Source organism: Moraxella lacunata (assembly GCF_900453205.1).
Lineage (GTDB): Bacteria > Pseudomonadota > Gammaproteobacteria > Pseudomonadales > Moraxellaceae > Moraxella > Moraxella lacunata_B.
In genome coordinates, this window is sequence record NZ_UGQU01000001.1 from 443,964 (window position 1) to 466,816 (window position 22,853).

Sequence of the window (22,853 nt, forward strand, 5' to 3'; positions counted from 1 at the left end):
TGCTTTTAAATCACAACTTAAAATTAAAAACCATGTCTAATCCCACCAATCCCAATCAAGGCTCGTTTTTTGGCTCATTTTATATGGTGCTGGCATGCCTGTCATTTGCCATTATGCTGATTTGTATCAAATTTGCAGGGCAAAAATTTGCCATGCACGCCTATGAGCTGACCTTTTGGCGAGTGCTGTTTTCGCTGATTGTGCTTGGTGGGTTTTCGGTGATGAAAGGGCGAGATTTTCGCACAGCTTATCCAAAGGAGCATTTTTGGCGGTCGCTGGCAGGTTCGGTTGCCTTGCTTATGAATTTTTATGTCATCTTGCATTTGCCCCTTGCCACCGCAAGTAGCCTACAAAACACATCTGCCCTATTTTTGGGGCTGTTATCCATTATTATTTTAAAGCAAAAACCCACGCTCATAAATTGGCTATCGCTTACCTTGGGCTTTGTTGGCGTACTTATTTTACTAAGACCAAGCGGTGGGGGCGACACCTTTGCCATGCTCATGGGGCTAGGCAGTGGGGCGATTAGCGGTTATGCGTATCTGCAAGTGCGAGAATTATCCCTACTTGGCGAACCTGCGTGGCGGATTGTGTTTTATTTTTCGTTATTATCCACGCTGACATCAGGCGTTTTGGCGTGGTATTTTGGCTTTACGCCTGTGAGCCTAGCAAGTCTGCCTTATATTGTTGGCATTGGCGTTACCGCCCTAGCAGGGCAACTTTTAATGACTTATGCTTATCAAGTTGGGCAAAAATTTGTCGTGGCGACACTGTCCTATCTTGGCGTGGTATTTGCCATTGTCTTTGGGGCGTGGCTGTTTGGCGAGCGGTTGGACGCATTAAGCCTTGTTGGTATTGGTGTGATTGTGGCAAGTGGGATTTTGGGGGCAAAGAAGTAGGACACATCAATCACATCATTGGCAAACGATTACCATATTGACATTTTATTTTAGTCGTTCACATGTTTACACTTATTGATTTATTATGCTATAATATTCCACACTAATAATAAGGTTATGTTTTATTCATTCCAAAAACACAGCCACATCGGGGCATGTATTATTATTTTGACATTTACAATAAAAAAATGATTTTATTATCAATAATTTATTTTAAATTCATCAAATAACCTCGTTAAACACGCCCCAACAACTCTTTTTATTCATCCAATTGTGGGGTAAACCATGCAAAAAATTACAACCATCGCCCTCATTGCAAGTGGGGCATTATACACATCCTTGACACAAGCAAAAAACCCAGTCGAGGTCAGTTTGGGTGTTGAGCGTTATCAGGAAACCTACCGAGAATATGAAAACGGCGAACGTTTCATGCAACAACAAGGAAACTTAAACGCATTTAACGGCTCTATCAAATACCATTTTAATGAAAAAGATGCCATCAAAATAGAAGGTAGATACGCCAAAGGTAAAGTTGATTATACAGGCGGAGAGAATCCCAGTTCAGAAAACCCTGAAGGCACCCCCTACGGTTCAGTTCATCAAAAAGGTGCACCTCGTCGCTCTTATGATATTCGTTCATTATATGTTTATGAAAAATCGATTCGCCCCAATGTCAGCATTATTGGTGAGTCTGGCTTGGGATACCGTGTTTTACAAGATTTAAGTGCTCGCATAGATTCAGAGGATTACAATAGAAAAAACAAAACCGCCTACACACAAATAGGCTTGGGTGCAAAAGTGAGGCTTGCTCATGGATTTGAATTTGCACCAAAAATCGCTTACAATCAAGGCATTTACGGTCGCCAATACTCTTATTTGAGTGATGGCACCATCACCTTAAAACAACACAATGCTCGTGGCTTTGAAATAGAATTACCCATCAGCAAACAATTTTCTAATCAAACCAAAATCAGTTATACTCCTTATTATCGTGGTTGGCGTGTCCCCACTTCTAGTACTTTTGAACGTGTTGAAACTGATGAAAACGGCGATTCAGGTGTAGCAACCTATAGCGAGCCCAAAAACCAAACTAACGAGGTCGGTTTTAAATTGCAATATTCATTTTAAGTGCCACTTGCGATATTGTCATCTCAATGACATTAAAACCAACAAAACTCAAAATTTCCCCATCCATCAATGATATGACACATTGTTTAGATTGGGGAATTTTGGTTTAGCCACACCGCACAAATTTAAAAGCCATATCTCCATAAACCAACTAAACCAAAAAATTAATACGATTTTGTAGGGGCAAATCACAATTTTATCTATATAGTGTAATGATTTGTTTAAATCACTTTTAAAGCTCCTTTGGTATAAATGCACCCATCAACCCTAAAATTTGACACAACTCATCAAAACAATTGTTATACACTCTATGTTGTCATAATGACTTTAATCCAGCTTTTTACATTTATTCAGTACAAAATACCAATGCTACACCAAAATATGTTATAATTATCCGCTTTTATTCCCTTTTCATGGTCTGCCCACATGGACATCATTTTACAACTTTTTGATTTTATTTTACATATTGATGAGCATTTAGCCGTATTTTTGGCGGATTATGGCTTGTGGATTTATGGCATTTTGTTTTTGATTATTTTTGTGGAGACGGGCTTGGTGGTCATGCCTTTTCTGCCGGGGGACAGTTTACTCTTTGCAGTGGGGGCATTGGCGGCATTTACAGGCGAGCTAAACCCTGCCCTGCTGATCGCTCTATTGTTTGTGGCGGCGGTGCTTGGCGATACCCTAAACTACCACATTGGCAAATACATCGGTCCAAAGGTGTTTGAAAAAAACTACCGTTTTATTAACAAAGAATACCTATTTAAAACCCAAGCATTTTTTGAAAAACACGGTGGCAAAACGGTCATTTTCGCCCGCTTTTTGCCTTTTGCTCGCACCTTTGCCCCCTTTGTGGCAGGGGCAGGAACTATGAATTATAAGCGGTTTATCAGTTATAACGTCATTGGTGGATTTTTATGGATTGCGTCCTTTGTACTACTTGGCTATTTTTTTGGCAATCAGCCCGTCATCAAGGATAACTTTACTTATGTGATTTTTGGGATTATCGGATTTAGCGTGTTGCCGATTATCATTAGTTTTATCAAGCAAAAAATCAAACCCATGGCTTAATCACTCATCTATTTTTAATCACTTATCTATGTAACGACAGGTATCATCATGACTACATTTAAAGACCTACTCTCCAAAGACGCCCAAACCCAGCTCAAAGAAATGGGCGGTAAATCATCCACCAAGCCCGAGACCGACAGCAACGGCAAACCCACCAGTGCCAATGTCATGGGCAAAAAAGAAGTCGCCCAACAGGTCAAACGCTTTGGTAGCGAACTCATCGATGACGACAAAGTCCTGTTCATGCAAGCGATGAGCGGTGTCCGCCCCCTAAAACACGAAAAGTCGGTCAATCACACCCAAAAAACCAACCCCAAAGACCCCACCGCCCTATTTCGCCGTGCCAATGCCGAAGGGACTGATGAGCTGACCCAAGCCAGTTTATCTGACATGCAAGCCCTACTAAACCCCGTGGCGGGCGAAGCATTTTTGAGTTACAAACACCCCACCCTGCAAAACAAAGTCTTTGAACAGCTAAGACAAGGCAAACTGCGTTGGTATGATGCGGTAGATTTGCACGGGTCAAGCATTGATGAAGCCCGAGATGCCGTCCAAACCATCATCGCCAATGCGGTCAAACATGGCGAAACCGTGGTCAAAATCGTCCACGGCAAAGGCACAGATGCCATCATCAAAACCTGTGTCAATGGTTGGTTACGCCAAATCCCTGATGTCTTAGCGTTCGTCTCTGCCCCTGCGGGTGATGGCGGTAATGGAGCGGTGTTGGTGCTGATTAAGAAAAAGAAAATAGGCTAAATTCTAGGGCGTGCCTGCCGTTGGTATTTGCAATGAAAAATATCTGTTTAAAAAAGCAGGGGGAACGCACGTTTTTCAAGAAAAAACAAAGGTTGTGAGTTTTCTATCAAGCAAGTTTTTATTATAAAAAACAATCCGACCACTTAATTGTATAAATTTTAAGAATTTTAACTTAACTTTTTAAATTAAGTGGTCGGATAGCCATTTTTCATGCAAAAATTGATTTAAAATGTTATCAATGTTTAACACGTCCTAGCAATAATATGATATGATTTGGATAAATTTTGACAACTTGGTGTTTTTATGTTACCCATCATCTCTCGCTCCGCTTTGTATTTGCTGACCTGTCTTGCCCTGCCTGCCTTTGCTCATGCCAATGACACCATGACATCAGACATGGACAGCCCCAACCTAGAACCTGAGAACAACACATGGCTTGATGACACCCGAGACGACACCAAAGGCTGGCTCAATCGCACCGCACGACACATGGACAGCTGGTTTGGCGAGACCGACCCTAATGAACCTGCTCGTGCGTCCATCCGCCTAATGCTTGACACGCATTATAATGAATATGATGGCACGACCGTCAAGCCCCGTATCCGTGGACGTATCAAACTGCCAACACTTGAAAACCGCCTAAGCGTGATGATTGGTGATGACGATTTGGACTTAGAACAAGGAGGTGGCATCTATAATGATGGACGTGCCGTGACTTATGGCGACAGCACCTTTGACCGCCGTCAAAGTCGTGAAGACAACACATCGCTCGCTCTGCGTTGGTCAAAACTCCAAGACGACATCGGCATAGAGACGGATGCTGACATCGGTCTGCGGTCTAGTGATTTATATCTTAAACTGCGAGGTGAGAAAAAATGGGAGCTTGACCACCGCATTAACGCTCGCTTTGAACAGATGTATCGCTACGGCACCAAGAGCGAGCATTATGCCCTATCCACGCTTGAATTTAGCCAGCCCCAGTCCAAGCACCGCACGCTCGTCAATCGCACGCACCTATCCTATGCCCACAAAGACACCGAAGAGACCGCATGGAGTAACAGCTTGTACCAACAGCACTACCTAGACGGCAAGCACGGCACACGGGCGTTTAGCTATGGCATTTATACAGGGGGCGATGTCGCAGACAAGAAGTTTGAACTCGACATTTATGGTCCTTATGTCAGCTATCGCCAACCTGTATGGCGAAAATGGCTGTTTGTGCAGACAGACATCAGTTATTATAATGACAAAAACCAAGAACGAGACCATCATTTGGGGGTGTTTAATCGCTTAGAAATGGTGTTTTAGGCGGATTGGCGATACAAAATTTACAACAATCCTACTTGCACACCCTTGTCATTTGTGCCATTTTCACGCATAATAAGCGGTGTTTTTTGTTTATAAAATGAGATTTGCCATGTTTTATTTTAAAAAGTCCTGTTCTAAAAAACTCACCACATTAGCACTGTCCATGCTTGCCATTATTGGTACAACCGCCTTTGCCCAGCTTGATGTTCAAGCATCCCAATCAAGCGTAAAAAACTCAGGCAAAAAAAACACCTTTGACCCTACGTTGCTGACCACCGATGACAGCGACACCGCCAGTCAGATTGACACCAAAAAAACCAGTAGCGACACCGCCACCATCAAAAGCCTTGAAAAATCAGGCAAACGCTACACCAAAGTGGATTTGTCCGAATACGCCAAGACCGTAAACGAGTCCACATGGTCGCCCAACATGAAAGTCAATAGTGCCATGACGGTCAAGATTCAGGCACTGCTAGACCAACACCATGCGTCTGTCGGGGCGATTGACGGCGGTTGGGGCAATAACAGCAAAAACGCCCTTGCCAACTTCCAACGCATGAAAAACCTGCCCGCCACTGGCAAGATGAACCAAGAAACATGGGACGCTCTAAGCGTGGGGGCGGATGACGTACTGGTCAGCTACACCATCACCAAAGATGACATCACCAAGTTTGGTAAATTACCAAGCAGTGTCGAAGCCCGCTCAAAACTTAGCGACCTAGGCTATGAGAGCATTCAAGAAAAACTTGCCGAACGCTTTCACATGCGTATCGACTATCTCACCAAAATCAACCCCAACAAAAAATTCGTGGCAGGCGAGAGCATTACCGTGGTCAATACCAAAGATGCCTTTGAAGGCGGTTTTGACAAAATCATCGCCAACACCGCAACCAACACCGTCACCGCCTACCAAGGCGACACGCTCATGGCAAGCTACCCTGCCACCATCGGCAACAGCAAAAAACCTGCCGAAAAAGGCACTTACAGCCTAAACAGCAAAGTTAAAATGCCCCACTATCGTGCCACCGTCACCAAAGGCGACAGCAAACAAACCTTTATCCTACCCCCCGGTGCTAACAGCCCTGTTGGCGTGGTATGGATGAGCCTAGACAAGGCAGGTTATGGCATTCATGGCGTGAGCAACCCTGAGATTATCGGACAACCTGCCCCGATTGGCTCTATCGGTCTGTCCAACTGGGACGTGTTAGAGTTGTATGCCAACGTCCAAGAAGGCGTGACTGTTGAGATTAAGTAATACCCGTATTTGCCCACAAGTGATTTGTGGGCTTTTGTTGTCAAATCCAAATCCATTTAAACCCGTTTATCGTAAAGGAAAATCCCATGTCCGAGCTGTCTTTTTCTGCCTTGAGTGCCCTATCGCCCCTTGACGGTCGTTATGCGTCCAAATGTGATGCCTTGCGTCCTTATTTGTCCGAGTTTGGACTCATTCACGCCCGTGTAACCGTTGAGATTCGTTGGTTGCAAGCCTTGGTAAACCACCCCGAAATCAGCGAAATCACGCCATTTAGCCAAGCCACCAATGACAAGCTAAATGCCATTGTTGCCAATTTTAGCGAACAAAACGCCCTACGAATCAAAGAGATAGAACGCACCACCAACCACGATGTCAAAGCAGTAGAATATTTCTTAAAAGAGCAAATTGCCGATATTGACGAGCTAGCCAATGCTGGCGAGTTTATCCATTTTGCCTGTACGTCCGAGGATATTAACAACCTATCGCACGCTCTCATGTTAAAATCAGGTCGTGATGTGCTAGCCCAGTCTATGCAAACCATCATTGATGAGATTGCCAAACTGGCTGACAATTATGCCACCACCCCCATGCTCTCTCGCACACACGGACAGACCGCAAGCCCCACCACGCTTGGCAAGGAAATGGCAAATGTCGCCTACCGCTTGCACCGCCAATTAAAGCAGTTCAAAAATGTAGAACTGCTTGGTAAAATCAACGGAGCGGTCGGCAACTACAACGCCCACCTGTCCGCTTATCCAAACATTGACTGGGTAAAGCACTCCCAAGGCTTTGTTGAAAGTTTGGATTTGACCTTTAACCCTTATACCACGCAGATTGAACCGCACGATTATATGGCGGAGCTGTTTGACGCATTACGCCGTTTTAACACAATTTTGATTGATTTTAACCGTGATGTGTGGGGCTATATCTCGCTTGGCTACTTTAAGCAAAAACTAAAAGACGGCGAAGTGGGTAGCTCCACCATGCCCCACAAGGTAAACCCCATTGATTTTGAAAATTCCGAAGGCAACCTTGGCTTGGCAAATGCGGTATTGGCTCATCTTGGCGAAAAATTGCCGATTAGCCGTTGGCAACGTGATTTGACCGACTCAACGGTTTTAAGAAACATGGGCGTGGGTTTTGCCCAAAGTCTCATCGCCTTTGAAGCGTGCCTAAAAGGCATTGGCAAATTAGAAATCAATACCGACCGCCTAGCCGAAGATTTGGACAACGCCCAAGAAGTGCTTGCCGAGCCTATCCAAACCGTGATGAGACGCTACAACGTAGAAAAACCTTACGAAAAATTAAAGGCTCTCACTCGTGGGCAAGCGATGACCCGTGAGATGATGGTAGGTTTTGTCAATGGTGATGAGCTGTCCGCCGTTCCTGTCGATGAGCGTACACGCTTAGCCGAGCTGACCCCCGCCACCTATATCGGCAATGCCGATAAACAGGCGAAGGCGTTGAAGGATTATTTGAAGTAATCTGAAAATTTGAAATAAAAAGGCGGTCAAAACATGATCGCCTTTTAATTCATCAGTCCATCTTTATCGGTCTAATTTCCCCAAAACCGATACACATCACTCACATTGCCCACATCTATCACACCACGGGCGATAAAATCTATCGTACGTGGTAGGAGCATATGTTCTAGGGCATGAACCCTGTTTTGTAGCGTGGCAGGCGTGTCATTGGGGTGGACTTCTAGCACTGCTTGGCTAAGCAGTTGCCCTGCATCCAGCTCTGCCGTTACCAAATGCACGCTGCAGCCGTGATACCGCTCGCCTGACTTTAATACTCGCTCGTGCGTGTCCAGCCCCTTATAGGCAGGGAGCAGGGACGGATGCAGATTTATCATGGGGGCGTTTAGCTCGTCTTTTACACCATTGATAAATAATGGGGTTAGGATTTTCATAAACCCTGCCAATACCACCAAATCAGGCTTTAACTCTTTTAAAATAGCCAATGCTCTTTTTTCAAATTCTACGCATTTATAAGTTTTGCCATTGTCGTCTTTATCAATAATAAGGGTGGGAATATTGGCATTATTGGCACGAGTAAGAGCATAGGCGGTTTCTTTATTGGAAATCACGCCTATGATTTCTATATTTAAGCTGTTGTTTAATTGTTTGTCAATTAATACTTGTAGATTGCTACCACTACCAGAAACAAGGACGGCGAGTTTTAGGGGATTTTTGTTCATAACTTTTCATCTTTTGGTTGAATATAGTAATTGTAAGCTAATATAAAAACTTCTTCAGATATTTCCCAATATTGCTCATCAAGCTCACCAATATCATCAAAACCTGCTTTATTAAAATTGGGATTGTCAAAATCAATATCTTGAAATTCTATATTTTTAGGAAATCCATCTAAAATGGATTGAAATTTTTGTAATATGTCTAAGCATTGAATTGCACCAATCTTTTTATAAATTTGATAAATTTCTTGGCGAACTTCTGTTGTAGAATGCTCAAAAAATGATAAAAATCCGCCACTATTGATTTCTATTTCCGTAAAGGCGATTAAGGCAATTTCTCGTTTATCACTCGTTAATTCGTTTTCTTTGCCCAAATACTCAGTTGCAATTTGTGAGAACTGTTGGTATTTTTCATCGTTGGTCATTTTGATTTCCTTAGTTTTCAACCTTAATACGATATTTCATTATATGTTCATCAACGGTTAAAATTGTTAAACCTTCAAGCATTGCTTGACTAACCAACATTCTATCAAAAGGGTCTTTATGATAAAAGGGTAAAAATTCCAAATTTTGAATATACTCTTTTTTAATTGGTAAAATAGTGTACAAATTTTTCAATTCTATCTCGTACAAAACACAGCCCAAACTCGGCACAATGTCCAATTTCTTATTTTGGATTTTGAGTTGCATTTCCCAAATACTTGCCATACTGATGAAAAATTCGTGGCGATTATCGCTAAGAATGTTTATTAAATTTTGGCTAAGTTTACCTCTGTCTTGGTTTGCCCAAATAAGAATATGGGTATCTAATAAATATTTCGCCATTTTAATCACTTATACAAAATATCATCTTCGGGAAACCAAAAATCATCACCAAGATAATCATCAAAATCATCGGCAATATAATTTACCGTAAACAAAGGAATATCCAAAGGGGCTAATTTTTTCTTACCAAAATGGGGAATTTTTTGAATATAATCTATCAAAGAATTTCTGTCTTTTTCAGACAATTCATTTAATACTGGCAAAATGTCTTGAATACTTGGTTTGAATTTGCCAATATCGTAATGATAAGTTGTGGTTTCCATAATTTTATCCTTTTATTTTTTTATAAATTGGGCTTAATTTCTACTAAATCCAATTTATTTTATTGCTCTAAAGAAATATGACTAGCATAATTTGGGCATTCAAGTGTTGTCAATTTTTCATTGACAAAGGTTGCACTAATTTGGTCACTGTCCACTTTATTCACATACCAACTAAGTGTATTTTGGCGTTGGTAATTTTGTTCATTGGGATTGCCAAGCCAAAAAACAACGGTTGATTTGTCCATACCCAATGTTACTTTGGGGCAATACTCCGCCGAATCTGACCAATCCCAATCCTTGCAAGTGCCATTTTTTACACAGCTTGGGCGATAACATTTTGATTCCACGCTACCCCATTTACCACCCGAATTTTCACAAATTTGTCTTTGCTGTGTGCCTGTACAAGCTACCAATAACCCTGCACAGATTAAAATAATTAGTCGCATTGCAGTCCTTTTTAAATTAGGTTTAATATTTGGATAACATCAAACCCAATTTACCAATTATTTAAAAGCCATTCAGCTTTTAAACATAAACCACTGCTTTATCAGCACGCTCTACAATCTGTCCGATTTGCCAAGCGGTTTCGCCTTGTGCGGTCAAAAATGCCAACGTTTCGTCTTTTTTATCGGCAGGGACGACAATCACAAAGCCCACGCCACAGTTAAAGGTACGCACCATCTCACTCTGGGCGATGTTACCTGCCTGTTGTAGCCAGTCAAAGACGGCAGGAAATTCCCAAGTGGTAAGGTCAATCTCGGCAGATAGACTCTCGGGCAACACTCGGGGCAAGTTTTCGGTTAGACCGCCACCTGTAATATGTGCCATGGCGTGAATGTTCTTGTTGCCAAGCTGTTTTTGTAGGGCGTTTACCGATTTGACATAAATGCGAGTGGGCTTCATGAGTGCGTCCGCTAAGCTCTCGCCATTGCCTAGCGTATGAGCATTGACGTCCACGCCCGACACGTCAATCACTTTTCGCACAAGCGAGTAGCCGTTGGAATGCACGCCAGAGCTTGCCAAGGCAATCAGCACATCACCTTTTTGGACGTTTGCCCCTGTGATGACCTCGGATTCTTCTACCACACCCACACAGAAGCCCGCCAAATCATAGTCGCTTCCGTGATACATTCCGGGCATTTCAGCCGTTTCGCCACCGATTAAGGCACAATTTGACAGCTGACAGCCGTCCCCAATCCCCTTGATGACCGTCTCGGCAACGTCCACATCAAGTTTGCCTGTGGCGTAGTAATCTAGGAAAAAGAGTGGCTCAGCACCGCACACCAAAAGGTCATTTACGCACATTGCCACCAAGTCTTGACCGATGGTTTCGTGGCGGTTTAGGTCTAGGGCGAGCTTTAATTTGGTGCCAACGCCGTCCGTGCCAGAGACCAAAAGGGGCGATTTGTAACCTTGTGGGATACGGCACAACGCCCCAAACCCGCCAAGTCCGCCCACCACTTCGGGGCGTGTCGTGGCACGGGCGACAGATTTGATGCGTTGGACAAGGGCTTCGCCTGCGTCAATATCAACGCCTGCATCTTTGTAGCTAAGAGAATGAGAAGTCATGAGGGTTCCTATTGGGTCAAAATAAATTATCTTATTATAACAAAAATTGGGGCAGATGATAGCCTTTCGGGCGATATTTGTGATTTTTATAAAAATGCAAAAAAGCACTTTACTAAACGCACTTTATCAAGTATAATTATCGCTGTTTTTTCGGGCCTATAGCTCAGTTGGTTAGAGCAGAGGACTCATAATCCTTTGGTCGCAGGTTCAAGTCCTGCTGGGCCTACCATATTAAATTTTATGATTTAAAGAATTAAGGGTTTGTTAACAAACAAACCCTTTTTATTGCCTACTTATAACAACCTTATAAAATAAGATTGTTACTTAAATCACTCCAATCCTTGCAATCCACCCTCACTACTCCGAATCAAAAATATTGCATTTGACAGCAGACGCCAAAAACGCCCCCAACAGCGTAACATCATCTGAAAACACCTGCTCTATCATGTCTGAATCAAAATACTTATCCATCACTGCTCGATATTTCTCATACCCCCCTGTGGGATATTGTTCAAAATCAAACATTTTATCCATATCGTCTATATCATTCATATCGCCAAACTCCGCCCACACAATCATGTCCTGACCCAATGATGTGTCAAAAAACTCATCCATGAGCGGTAGTTCATCTTTGGTCAAGGTGATATTCACATAGTTTTCTGCCAGACTCTTGGTTTGTGATGTGGCGATATTTATGGCACACGCCTGCTTGACGGTATCACGCTCTTGCAAACCATCCATTAATACATGTGTCACTATTTTATCAAAGATGGATTTGGTAAAATTCATGGTCGCCCCGTCATAGGCGGTCGCCTGCATAGATAATGCAAGGCATACGCCTAATAGGTATTTTTTCATAAGATACTCCTAATTTGTGGTTTTGATATCATAACACAAGACAAAGATAAGAAAAATACCCAAACAAAAAAGGGCGGAACAACTGAACCCACCCTTTTTTTTATATTTAACCAAAATTAATTAAACTTTAACTTATCAAACGTCAATGCCCCATTTTCTACCCCCACCGAAATGGTGTCGCCTGTGACAAACTCGCCTGCTAGGAGCTTTTGAGCAAGGGGATTTTCAATCTCTTGGACAATGGCACGTTTGAGCGGTCTTGCCCCAAACACAGGGTCATAGCCCACCGACACCAGCTCATTCATCGCTTCGTCTGATAAGACAAGCCCTAGTTCACGCTCTTTGAGTCTGGCTCTTAGGCGGTCAAGCTGAATGGACGCAATGCCTGCCATGTGCGACTGCCCAAGCGGGTGAAAGACCACGATTTCATCGATGCGGTTGATGAACTCTGGGCGAAAATGAGCATTCACCGATTCCATCACCGCCAGTTTGATTTCCTCGTATTCATCACCTGCCATGTCAAAGATTTTTTGACTGCCTAGGTTAGAAGTCATGATAATCACCGTATTTTTAAAGTCCACCACACGCCCCTGCGAATCAGTCAAACGCCCGTCATCTAAGACTTGTAGTAGGATATTAAACACATCGGGGTGAGCTTTTTCCACTTCGTCAAATAGCACCACGCTATAAGGCTTACGGCGAACGGCTTCGGTCAGCACGCCTCCCTCCTCATAACCCACATAACCAGGGGGAGCTCCCACCAGACGGCTCACGCTGTGTTTTTCCATAAACTCGCTCATGTCAATGCGTACCATGGCAGTCTCGTCATCAAACAAAAAGTTCGCCAGCGATTTGGTCAGCTCCGTTTTACCCACACCTGTCGGCCCTAAAAATAGGAACGAACCACTTGGGCGGTTGGGGTCAGACAGTCCTGCACGGCTACGGCGAACCGCATCTGCCACCGCCTTGACCGCCTCGTCTTGACCGACCACACGCTCGTGGAGCTTGGTTTCCATGCCAAGCATTTTTTCACGTTCGCCTTGGAGCATTTTGGCGACAGGAATGCCCGTTGCCAATGACACAACTTCGGCAATCTCATTGTCCGTTACCTTATTTCTAAGGAGCTTAGGCTCGCTCACTTCGCCTGTGTCGTCATGTTCAAGCTGTTTGGTCAGCTCAGGAATCACGCCATATTGCAAGCGACTTGCCTCCGCCAAATCCCCCTCTCGTTGGGCTTTTTCTAGGGCAATGCGTGCTTTATCAAGTTTGATTTGTGCTTCTTTTGTCCCCTCAACCAACGCCTTTTCACTTTTCCAAATTTCCTCCAAATCATGATATTCTTTGGACAACTCATCAATCTGAGCTTGGAGCTGTTTGGCTTGGGCGATACTGCCTGCGTCCTCCTCTTTTTTGACGGTTTCAAGTTGCATTTTAAGCTGAATGATACGGCGGTCAAGTTTGTCCAAACTCTCAGGCTTACTATCAAGCTCCATTTTAATGCGAGATGCTGCCTCATCAATCAAATCAATCGCCTTATCAGGGAGCTGGCGGTCGGTGATGTAGCGGTGCGACATTTTGGCGGCTGAGATAATCGCACTGTCTAGGATTTTGACCCCATGATGTACTTCATAACGTTCTTTTAACCCCCGCAAAATGGCAATGGTATCCTCCACGCTCGGCTCATCTACCAGCACTTTTTGAAAACGGCGTTCTAAGGCAGGGTCTTTTTCGATGTACTGGCGGTATTCATCGAGCGTGGTTGCCCCCACACAGCGTAACTCGCCACGGGCTAGGGCAGGTTTTAGCATGTTGCCTGCGTCCATGGCTCCGCTTGTCTTGCCTGCTCCTACCATGGTGTGCAATTCATCAATAAATAGGATAATGTTGCCGTCTTGTTTGGCAAGGTCGTTTAGCACGTCTTTTAGACGCTCTTCAAACTCGCCATGATATTTCGCCCCTGCGATGAGCGAACCCATGTCAAGCGATAAAACTTCTTTATTTTTTAGGCTCTCAGGCACTTCGCCATTGACGATACGCTGGGCAAGTCCCTCGACAATGGCGGTTTTACCCACTCCTGGTTCACCGATGAGTACAGGGTTATTTTTGGTGCGTCTGGATAGTACTTGTACGGTACGGCGAATCTCATCATCTCGCCCAATCACAGGGTCAAGTTTACCCTCTCTGGCTCGGTCGGTAAGATTGATGGTGTATTTTTCTAGGGCTTTTCGGGTGTCTTCGGCATGTTGGTTTTTCACGGTGTCTCCCCCTCGGATATGGTTAATAATCGTTTGTAATTTTTGGGCGTTCACGCCTGCTTTTTCGAGCAGGGTTGTGGTTTCGCCCGTTTGGGTCAAAGCAAAGAGTAGCCATTCAGTTGCCACAAACTCATCGCCTGCTTTATCGGCAAATTTTTCTGCCAAATTAAGCACTTGCACCAAATCAGGAGCAAGATTTGCCTGACCTGTGGGGCTGGTCAATGTGGCAAGCGAACCTAGTTTTTTGTTAAGCTCACTTTGTAAACTCATCAAATCCGCCCCCGCTTGGGCAAGCATGGATGTATAGGCATTATCATCTAATAATACAGACAACGTATGTACCGCAAAAATGGCGGTATTATCACGGCTGACCGCCAGACTTTGGGCGGATTGGAGAGTTTTTTGCAGTTTTTGGGTGTATTTGTCAAAATTCATCACGTTCTCGCTTTTTAGGTTAGGGACTTCTCCCGCTTGTCAAATATATGCTTGACAACCGACAAATTTTCAATAACAAATTTTTTGGTCAGCCATTAAAATTTTGTAAATTATTGATTTTAAATATAATTTATAAATTTTTACGAAACCCTTGTAATTTTTTGACTTATTCCCATATAGAATTTACTTTTGTTTTTATCTATCAGGAGTCATCATGACACGTCTAACTCTACATACCCTAGACACCGCCCCAGAAAAAGCCAAAGAGCATGTTGAAGCAGTACAAAAAGCCAATGGCTTTATTCCAAATCTTATCGGCGTACTTGCCAACTCACCGCAAGCCCTTGAAATGTATCAAGAAGTGAGCAAACTAAACAGCAAAAACTCGCTGACTGCCGAAGAGATTGAAGTCATTCAAATCACCGCTGCCGTGCATAATGGCTGTGATTTTTGTGTGGCAGGACACACCAAGATTGCCGAAGTTCGCCTAAAAATGTCGCCTGCGGTCGTAGAAGCGTTGCGTACTCGCACCAATATTGACGAAAACGCCAAATACCAAGCCCTAGCCCAGTTCACCATGCAACTCATCGACAAGCGTGGTCAAGTCTCTGACGAAGAGCTAGAAGCCTTTAAATCAGCCGGCTATAACGACCAAAACGTGCTAGATGTCATCATGGGCGTGGCGCTGTCTACCCTGTGCAACTACGCCAACACCGTTGCCAAGACTGACATCAACCCAGAGCTGGCCGCCTTTGGTCCAAACCGTTAATGCTTGACCATTTTAAATAATGATTAAAATCTTTGTTAAACATATATTTAAAATATAAATATTATCACAAAATAGATAAATAATCATTGTCAAGCACCCATAAAACCCTTATAATAATAAGGGTTTTATTTTTATTCGCCATCTATCGACAAGTTTTTTTGTTATAGTCAAACAAATTTGAAATAAGACAAGGAAAACGAGCGAAGTTGTACAAGTAGTACTACGAGCGAGTTTGACGCAGTATTATTTCAAAGTTGGCAGACTATAAAACAAATCTTTTAGCAACAACCGTTTTTATGCTTGTATTTATCAATGGCGATTGTATAATAATATTGATTGATGTCAATTTTTTTGGACAACGGCTAATGCCTTGACATTAATTCATTCACAACCACTCATTTTAAGGAATACACCATGCGTACAGACATGTTCCAACAAATTCTAGACGACCTAAACAGCTCATCTGCGGATGTCGAAGCCTCTGCCCTTATCTCAACAGACGGCTTGATGATTGCCTCTGCCCTACCCTCTGGCATTGACGAAGACCGTGTGGGTGCGATGAGTGCCGCCCTACTGTCACTAGGCGACCGTGCAGGTACTGAGCTGGCTCGTGGTAAAATCGACCGCCTACTCGTACAAGGCGAGAAAGGCTATGTCATCATGACCTCAGCAGGCGGAGAAGCAGTACTGACCATTCTTGCCAAACCAAATGCCAAACTAGGCTTGATTTTCCTAGACATCAAACGTGCCTCAGAAGCCTTGGCAAAACTTATCTAAATTCTTTGCCTTATTTTATTAACAAGTTAGATTAAGGAGACTTGTTTTGAGTATTCAATTAGAAGACATGGCAAAACCTGCCGACGATGCCACCGAACACACCCTAACTTTCTTTGATGGCACAACACGCACCGTTTATGACACTGGCGTAGAACGTCCCTTTCCTGACGGCAGACTTATCGTCTCTCGTACTAACCTAGACGGTGTACTTACTCACGTAAACGATGCCTTTGTTGAGATTAGTGGCTACACCGAGGACGAGCTTATCGGCAAGCCCCAGCACATCCTACGCCACCCCGACATGCCAAAAGCCGCCTATGCCGACCTATGGGCGACCGTCAAAGCGGGCAACAAATGGCACGGCTATGTCAAAAACCTATGCAAAGATGGCTCGCACTACTGGGTATATGCCACTGTCGTGCCAAACGTGCGTCGTGGCGAAACCGTGGGTTATACGTCTGTACGCCGTAAGCCTAGCCGTAGCAAGATTGAAGCGGCAGCGGCTCAATACGTTACCATGAAAGGAGCAGAATAATGGCTCATAATTTTCTGATTGCCCCTGATTTCTCGCCAGAGCGTTTTGCTGGTTGGCACATGTTTAACACCTTGCTACAAAAACGTTCGGGTCAAGCGTTGCACCTTATCACGCCCGCCTCACACGCTGAGCAAGAAAATAGTGTAGCAAAAGATGATGTCAAAATCATCTACGCCAACCCTTTTGATGCTGCCAAACTCATTCGTGAAGATGGCTACCGTGCTGTTGCGCGCCCTGTTGGTAAGTCTGACGAAATGGCAATCATCTCATCAGCAGGTGGTAACATCAAGACCTTGGATGATTTAAAAGCAGGTGCCAAAATCGCCATGGCAGACAACCGCGACGTCAAACTTATCGGTCTGCGTCTGCTTGAAGCGGTGGATTTGACCGAAGATGATGTTGAATTTGTCATCACTGAGACCTATCAAGCTGCCGCCAAACAAGTGGTCAAAGGCGAAGCGGATGCGGCATTTTTTATCGCTGAGATTTATCATTCACTGTCCAAACTGACCAAATCACAACTTAATGTACTCATCGAGAGTAACATCGCCACCATTTCGCATGTTATTTTGGTCAAAGACGGCTTTGCCGAGGCGGACGATGTCGCCAAAGTGATTTTGTCACTAAAAGACGATGCCGATGGTCAAGCGGTGCTAAGCGAGCTTGGCATGCCTGATGGTTTTGAACCCATGGATGAAGAAGATGCTGAGTTCATGATTGACCTTATGGAAACTTTGCTTGACTAGTAGGGTTGCAGGTGGGTTTGGCTGTGCCAAGCCCATTTGTTTTTATTTACCATCACAGATGAGCTTATGAACAGAACCAAACATGCCGATGCTTATCACCGCTTTCGTCATTATTCTCGGGCGGTACTAAGCAGTCCTTCGATGGCAGAATATCACAAAGAGCGGATTAATATCGCCAAAAAATTAGACGAAAGCGAACCCTTGCAAGGGGCGTTATCAGACTATTTTTTTGGCTGTTGGTATGACATCCCCATGATTCGCCCCGAGTTCATCCAAGAGTTTGAATCTCGCCTTAGCACCCAAGCATGGCAAATCATCAATGACTGCATGTCACGGCAATATTATCTACAAAAAAATAATCTCTTGGCGACACGTTGGAGTGTGATTACCACGCCCACTCTTGATGTGCCTAGCCATAAACTGCGTGCCAGCAGTGATGATGCCGCTCATCTCGCCCAAAGTCTTTTAGAGTCTATTTTAACCGCTCACAAAGCCCAAAATTTTGATGAAGTCACTCGCTTAGAAGATGAGTTTTTTGACCACTGTCTTGCCTGTCATGACCTAGTGGCGTTTATGAAAGCATGGTTCAAATTAGGCAAACATGACTGGGATTTTGACATGCGGTGGGTCGCTTGCCGTACCGAACTTGAACGACTAACGCAGTGATTTTTATTTTAAGATTTGGTATTGTTAATTGAGTATACTTTTCTAGAAAGCCGTTCGTGGTGAGCTTGTCGAACCATAACGGTTTTCCTAGACTTCGACAAGCTCAGTCCGAACGGAAAACCTTAAAATCTATCTTTATTTAACAATACCTAAGATTTTTTAAATTTTCATTTTAGACTATTGTTTTATTTTTGTTTTTACCTGTGACCGCTAGGGTCTGGTTGTTGGAGACAATATGGCATTAAAAATATTATTGGCAGGTTTTTCAGGCCCGAGTGCTGGGGCATTGACCTTATTATTGCAACGCAATTATCCCGATGTGGAGTATTTGGTGTTAGAACGCTGTTTTAGTGATGATTTACGCCTAACCCTGCCCACGCTTGGTAGAAGTGCTGATGATGCCTTTGCTGCCATCGTCAATCTTGATGGTGTGGGCATGTCACTTTTTAACGACCAACACATCAAAAACTTGGTGGATTTTTTGGATTTTCGGGCGTCTTTATTATTGACACGCAGTAATATCAGACAGTGGCAAAATGCTGACTTTCTGCCCCATGCCACCAGTTTCTTTTTAAGCACGCCTTATACCAAACAAGACATGGAAGCGGCACTCTCCCAGCTTGTCAGTACCGCTACTCGTCTACAAGAAAACCCCGCCGATGCCGCCAAAAACCGTGCCTTAATCCGCACCAAAGCCGTGGGGCATCTGGACGATAACGATGCCACCCCAAGCAGTGCCATTCAAAGTCGCAGTGAAGATGGTGAGTTCATCCAAAGCGTGATTAGTACCTGTTTTAGTGGTGTTTGCCCCAATAATGTCATGTATGAACTCATTGAAATTTTCTCCCAAGAACATCCCTTTAAAGTAGCAGTCGGTAACCAAACGGTCTATGTTTATCCCAAAAAATCCATCGCCTTGGTACAAAGCCTTGAACGCTTGCTTGACTATTTCTCAGTGGCAGGCAACTGTCAAGTCCTAAAAACCAAAATCACCAACATTCCTTTGGTCGAAGGTGAATTTGATCGTGTGCTTGAAAATATCAAAAGCGAAGGCTATCGCCGTTATTCGCTAAACAGTTTTTTATGGCAAATCTATTCGGTCATCTTGCCTGCCCGTATCAACGTGCCCAGAAATACCCTAAAATTAAAAATCCGCTACATGCCCAACTTCTCAGGCATGAAAGACATCCCTGAGTACGTGCATGCGGTCGTGTCATCATGTTTGGTTGTCCCCAAAAACCTTGACCAACTTGACATGGTGTTTGGCGAGTTAACCCAAAAAAACCCGTCCATTCTGCATCGCATATTCTTGCTATCCATTCTGTCAGGGTCAGCAGACATTGATGTACTAAAACGCTCGTTCTATGCCGCAAACCCCCCCCCTTAGATAAAATCCTAAGTGAAGAAGAGATAAAGCTCGTTAGCGAGCCTGAACCTATGCCTGAGCTTACCCCCAACAAGGGTGTTGCCCAAGCTGCCAAAACTGGATTTTTTAAACGACTGCTTAGCAAACTGTCATTTTAATCACAACACCAATCATGAGACGGAGAGTATAATGAGCATTATTGACGAAGCCCGTGAACAAACTTACAAACTCATCATCGCAGGTCCTGTGGGGGCAGGCAAGACAGCTGCCATTCAAGTGCTGTCCGACAAAGGCGTAGTAACCACCGATGAAGTGGCGTCCGATGATGTCAAACTCATGAAAAAAACCACCACAGTCGCCATGGACTATGGGGTCATGATACTAGACAGTGGCGAGCAGGTGCGACTGTACGGCACCCCCGGTCAGAGACGTTTTGATTTTATGTGGGAGATTCTAAGCGAGAACGCCTTGGGGCTTATCCTACTACTTAATGCCGAAGAGCAAGACCCTGTGGGCGACCTAGATTATTATCTGGATGCTTTCTCACCGCTCATCAAAGGCAGTGCCTTAGTAGTTGGTGTGACCCATGCTGAGAACATGCCTTGGGATTTGCATGACGCACTCTCAGAGCGACTGGTCGAGCGTGGCGTTGCCGCTAACGTGATGGTGGTCGATGCTCGTGACCGTGAACAGATGCGTCGCATGGTGCGTTCACTCATCTACATGATTTCATCTTAACTTTTCTATTCGGTAACCGAACATGCCAAACGACCGCCAAAATCCCTACCTTGCTCTTACGCCATCTGGTGTCATGCATGCCTTTACTGATGCCAGTCCCAACGAAAAACAGCAAGCCCTGCAAGCACTCGTCTCACAAAGCCACTCCATGCCTACCGAAGAGTGGTTGGGCAAATACTCGCACGAATGGCTTGACGAGTTTAATGAAAAAGGCTGGGTACAACGCCTATCGCAAGATTTGCCCGCCCCTAATATGCCACTGGATAAATTTTTGCCTTATGTTGTGGCAAGCCTATCTGGCACACGCAAAGCCGCCATCGGCTCTAACGAAGGCTTTTGCCTGGCTCGCATTGGCTATACCACTGATGAAGCCGACAGACTGGCAGTGGCAGGGGCAGACTTTTTTGACTTTTTTGTACGGCAACGTGAGCGTGGGCTTGCCATCGCCGAACAAGCCGTGTCGCTCTTTGATGATGTCGCCCTACTGATGCCTACCACCAGTTTTATGTTTTTGTGGATTGATGGTACAGGCTATGTGCTGATACTAGATGGTGAGCCTTTGACCAATAACCGAGCTTTGGTGGAGCTGGTTTGGGCGATTAAGACATCGGGGCTACGGTTTAGTAAGGGTGATGACAACTCATAAGCCATACATAAATAGCCCTACCCAAGCACCACCCTTTTATCATGAAACGGTAGCAGGGTACTTCTATGCCCCACACTCACAATAATCGCTTGGGGTAGCTCGCCCCTTAGCGTGGTATAAAGGGCGGTCTCGGTCGGCTCATCTAGGGCAGATGTCGTCTCATCAAGAAACACCACAGACGGCTTAACAAGTAACGCCCGCACAAACGCCACTCGCTGTAACTCCCCTGGGGATAGATTAACCTGCCAATCGCTGTCCACATCTAGGGCGTGAATGTGCTTACCCAGATGACAACGAGTCATAACCGCCTTTATCTCATCATCGTTTGCCTGTATGTCAGGATAGCAAATGGCATCTCGTAGTGTGCCTTGTGGCATATAGGGGCGTTGGGGCAAAAATAGCGTTTTGGCATCTGGCATAGCTACTTGCCCTGTTGTGCCAAAAGGATAAATCCCTGCCATCGCCTTTAACAGCGTGGTTTTGCCTGTGCCTGACGTGCCTTGTATGAGTAGAGCCTCTCCTGCGTGTAGCGTGATGTTAATGCCGTCAATCAACACCTTGTCATCAGATGTTTTTATGCCAAAGTCGTTTAAAATCAATATCTTATCATCATGTTTTACCGTTGATTTGCCAAGTGGCGTATCATCTAGCACATCAAGGCGAGTCAAAAAGCCATACAGACGGTTTAGCCGTGCTTGATACAGCGTAAATGTTTCATAAAACAGCCGAAAAAACGACAACGCCCGCATGAGTCGGTTAAACGACTGCACCGTTTGGTGCATATCGCCCAATTTTATCTCGCCTGCAAAAAAGCGTGGGGCTTGGAGCATGAGTGGCAGTAGCATGGCAAACTGCGTTACACCCGTATTAAAGCCGTCAAGCCCAAGCATACGCCGAACTATCGCCCAACGGTTATCAATAATCGCCCCGAACCGCCCTGCCAAATGGCGTTTTTCTTGGCGTTCGCCATCATAAAAAGCAATACTCTCGGCATTGTCCGCCACTCGAATGAGCGAATAACGATAATCGCCATGCAAACGCTCTTTATCAAAATTAAGCCGAATAAGCGGTCGCCCAATCCACACCGACAAAGCAGTCGCCACAATGATAAAGGCATAAATAAAAAATACCACACCTTTTGGTACACTCACGCCAAGCACACTCAAAATCCCCGACAGCCCCCACAAAATAATCGTAAACTCAATAATAGACATCACAGCATTGATGACCCCACGCACCATCTCTACGGTGGTTGTGATAAATTCCCTAGCGTCCTGCTCAATACGCTGGTCGATGTTATCAGGGGTGCGTAGGTCGTGGGTGTGTTTTAGGCGGTAGTAGTTTTTGTGCGACAGATAGCGGTCAAGTAGCACGGCATTGAGTCGCTCCAACCACTTGATTTCAAAGGCTTCACCCACAAACCTATCCACCACCTCCTGCCCCACCTTAAACATCATCAAACTGGCATTTAACAAGGCAAAAAACCGAAACGCCTGCGTGTCCATGTCTTGTAATGAGCTGTACAATTTATTATAAAATTGGGTGTTTAGCACGCTGATTTTAACTTCCAAAAGCACAAAGAAAATCAACACACCAATCATCAAAAGAGCTTTGGCGGTGTTGGCACGGTTTAGGCAAGGCTTGGCGATGTGCCAAAATTTTTTGCCAAAAGGGGTAAATTGTAACGCCCACACCGACACGCCAAGCACCAACGCCACCCAAAAAAACGCCTTAAATAACCAAAATACCGCCGTGATAAGCTCGTGTTGCCAATCCATAAATTGCCTT

At 44.5% G+C, this 22,853-nt stretch carries 24 protein-coding genes and 1 tRNA gene; 16 read left to right on the plus strand and 9 right to left on the minus strand.

The window, feature by feature from the left end:
- Window positions 1–32: 32 nt before the first annotated feature.
- The 7 genes from DX073_RS02210 to purB all read left to right on the plus strand — a co-directional run bounded on the left by DX073_RS02210 (window position 33) and on the right by purB (window position 7,901).
- On the plus strand, window positions 33–899 hold the full coding sequence (locus DX073_RS02210; RefSeq protein ID WP_115006335.1) for a DMT family transporter: 867 nt from the start codon (window positions 33–35) through the stop codon (window positions 897–899).
- Between the two features lie 285 nt (window positions 900–1,184).
- The gene (locus DX073_RS02215; RefSeq protein WP_115005112.1) at window positions 1,185–2,027 is read left to right on the plus strand and encodes a porin family protein; all 843 of its coding nucleotides are present in this window, start codon (window positions 1,185–1,187) and stop codon (window positions 2,025–2,027) included.
- 426 nt (window positions 2,028–2,453) lie between these two features.
- A complete protein-coding gene (locus DX073_RS02220; protein ID WP_115005114.1) occupies window positions 2,454–3,098 on the plus strand; it encodes a DedA family protein in 645 nt (214 codons plus the stop codon).
- Window positions 3,099–3,146: 48 nt separating this feature from the next.
- A complete protein-coding gene (locus DX073_RS02225) occupies window positions 3,147–3,854 on the plus strand; it encodes a Smr/MutS family protein (RefSeq protein WP_404932909.1) in 708 nt (235 codons plus the stop codon).
- A 303-nt stretch (window positions 3,855–4,157) separates the two neighbouring features.
- Entirely contained in the window at window positions 4,158–5,162 is a 1,005-nt protein-coding gene (locus DX073_RS02230) for a hypothetical protein (protein WP_115005118.1), read from the plus strand.
- 109 nt (window positions 5,163–5,271) lie between these two features.
- Window positions 5,272–6,417: a L,D-transpeptidase family protein gene (locus DX073_RS02235; RefSeq protein ID WP_181814349.1), complete on the plus strand. Its 1,146-nt coding sequence runs from the start codon at window positions 5,272–5,274 to the stop codon at window positions 6,415–6,417.
- A gap of 86 nt (window positions 6,418–6,503) precedes the next feature.
- Complete coding sequence (gene purB, locus DX073_RS02240) at window positions 6,504–7,901, plus strand: adenylosuccinate lyase (RefSeq protein WP_115005122.1); 1,398 nt, start codon at window positions 6,504–6,506, stop codon at window positions 7,899–7,901.
- Window positions 7,902–7,972: 71 nt separating this feature from the next.
- On the opposite strand, the gene purN is transcribed toward purB, so the two are convergent.
- The 6 genes from purN to purM all read right to left on the minus strand — a co-directional run bounded on the left by purN (window position 7,973) and on the right by purM (window position 11,274).
- Window positions 7,973–8,620 carry a phosphoribosylglycinamide formyltransferase gene (gene purN / locus DX073_RS02245; RefSeq protein ID WP_115005124.1) on the minus strand — a complete coding sequence of 216 codons (648 nt, stop codon included), beginning with the start codon at window positions 8,618–8,620 and terminating at the stop codon, window positions 7,973–7,975.
- A complete protein-coding gene (locus DX073_RS02250; RefSeq protein ID WP_115005126.1) occupies window positions 8,617–9,042 on the minus strand; it encodes a DMP19 family protein in 426 nt (141 codons plus the stop codon). The genes purN and DX073_RS02250 overlap by 4 nt, the downstream gene beginning before the upstream one ends.
- A gap of 10 nt (window positions 9,043–9,052) precedes the next feature.
- The gene (locus DX073_RS02255; protein WP_115005128.1) at window positions 9,053–9,442 is read right to left on the minus strand and encodes a type II toxin-antitoxin system VapC family toxin; all 390 of its coding nucleotides are present in this window, start codon (window positions 9,440–9,442) and stop codon (window positions 9,053–9,055) included.
- 5 nt (window positions 9,443–9,447) lie between these two features.
- Window positions 9,448–9,705, minus strand: a complete 258-nt coding sequence (locus DX073_RS02260; RefSeq protein WP_115005131.1) for a hypothetical protein — start codon at window positions 9,703–9,705, stop codon at window positions 9,448–9,450.
- Window positions 9,706–9,764: 59 nt separating this feature from the next.
- On the minus strand, window positions 9,765–10,151 hold the full coding sequence (locus DX073_RS02265) for a hypothetical protein (protein WP_115005133.1): 387 nt from the start codon (window positions 10,149–10,151) through the stop codon (window positions 9,765–9,767).
- Between the two features lie 79 nt (window positions 10,152–10,230).
- Window positions 10,231–11,274, minus strand: a complete 1,044-nt coding sequence (purM, locus tag DX073_RS02270; protein ID WP_115005135.1) for a phosphoribosylformylglycinamidine cyclo-ligase — start codon at window positions 11,272–11,274, stop codon at window positions 10,231–10,233.
- 152 nt (window positions 11,275–11,426) lie between these two features.
- Between purM and DX073_RS02275 the strand changes: the two genes are divergently transcribed.
- A tRNA-Ile gene (locus DX073_RS02275) sits at window positions 11,427–11,503 on the plus strand.
- Between the two features lie 128 nt (window positions 11,504–11,631).
- Here the strand turns inward: DX073_RS02275 and DX073_RS02280 are convergent.
- Both DX073_RS02280 and clpB read right to left on the minus strand, forming a co-directional pair.
- The gene (locus DX073_RS02280) at window positions 11,632–12,132 is read right to left on the minus strand and encodes a hypothetical protein (protein WP_115005137.1); all 501 of its coding nucleotides are present in this window, start codon (window positions 12,130–12,132) and stop codon (window positions 11,632–11,634) included.
- Window positions 12,133–12,248: 116 nt separating this feature from the next.
- The gene (gene clpB / locus DX073_RS02285; protein ID WP_115005139.1) at window positions 12,249–14,822 is read right to left on the minus strand and encodes an ATP-dependent chaperone ClpB; all 2,574 of its coding nucleotides are present in this window, start codon (window positions 14,820–14,822) and stop codon (window positions 12,249–12,251) included.
- Between the two features lie 214 nt (window positions 14,823–15,036).
- On the opposite strand from clpB, the gene DX073_RS02290 reads away from it, so the two are divergent.
- The 8 genes from DX073_RS02290 to DX073_RS02325 all read left to right on the plus strand — a co-directional run bounded on the left by DX073_RS02290 (window position 15,037) and on the right by DX073_RS02325 (window position 21,065).
- Window positions 15,037–15,591 (plus strand): carboxymuconolactone decarboxylase family protein, encoded by a 555-nt coding sequence (locus DX073_RS02290; protein ID WP_115005141.1) that lies wholly within the window; start codon window positions 15,037–15,039, stop codon window positions 15,589–15,591.
- Between the two features lie 414 nt (window positions 15,592–16,005).
- Window positions 16,006–16,368 carry a roadblock/LC7 domain-containing protein gene (locus tag DX073_RS02295; RefSeq protein ID WP_029103970.1) on the plus strand — a complete coding sequence of 121 codons (363 nt, stop codon included), beginning with the start codon at window positions 16,006–16,008 and terminating at the stop codon, window positions 16,366–16,368.
- Window positions 16,369–16,414: 46 nt separating this feature from the next.
- Complete coding sequence (locus tag DX073_RS02300; RefSeq protein ID WP_258556856.1) at window positions 16,415–16,903, plus strand: PAS domain-containing protein; 489 nt, start codon at window positions 16,415–16,417, stop codon at window positions 16,901–16,903.
- On the plus strand, window positions 16,903–17,649 hold the full coding sequence (locus DX073_RS02305) for a phosphate/phosphite/phosphonate ABC transporter substrate-binding protein (protein ID WP_115005144.1): 747 nt from the start codon (window positions 16,903–16,905) through the stop codon (window positions 17,647–17,649). Before DX073_RS02300 ends, DX073_RS02305 begins: the two co-directional genes overlap by 1 nt.
- A 66-nt stretch (window positions 17,650–17,715) precedes the next feature.
- Window positions 17,716–18,315: a hypothetical protein gene (locus tag DX073_RS02310; RefSeq protein WP_147279671.1), complete on the plus strand. Its 600-nt coding sequence runs from the start codon at window positions 17,716–17,718 to the stop codon at window positions 18,313–18,315.
- Window positions 18,316–18,550: 235 nt separating this feature from the next.
- Window positions 18,551–19,702, plus strand: a complete 1,152-nt coding sequence (locus DX073_RS02315) for a hypothetical protein (RefSeq protein ID WP_115005148.1) — start codon at window positions 18,551–18,553, stop codon at window positions 19,700–19,702.
- 168 nt (window positions 19,703–19,870) lie between these two features.
- Entirely contained in the window at window positions 19,871–20,419 is a 549-nt protein-coding gene (locus DX073_RS02320) for a GTP-binding protein (protein ID WP_115005150.1), read from the plus strand.
- A 22-nt stretch (window positions 20,420–20,441) separates the two neighbouring features.
- Window positions 20,442–21,065, plus strand: coding sequence for a hypothetical protein (locus DX073_RS02325; RefSeq protein WP_115005152.1), 624 nt, complete (start codon window positions 20,442–20,444; stop codon window positions 21,063–21,065).
- Between the two features lie 17 nt (window positions 21,066–21,082).
- Here the strand turns inward: DX073_RS02325 and DX073_RS02330 are convergent, their stop codons facing one another.
- Entirely contained in the window at window positions 21,083–22,843 is a 1,761-nt protein-coding gene (locus DX073_RS02330) for an ABC transporter ATP-binding protein/permease (RefSeq protein ID WP_115005154.1), read from the minus strand.
- Window positions 22,844–22,853 lie beyond the last annotated feature (10 nt).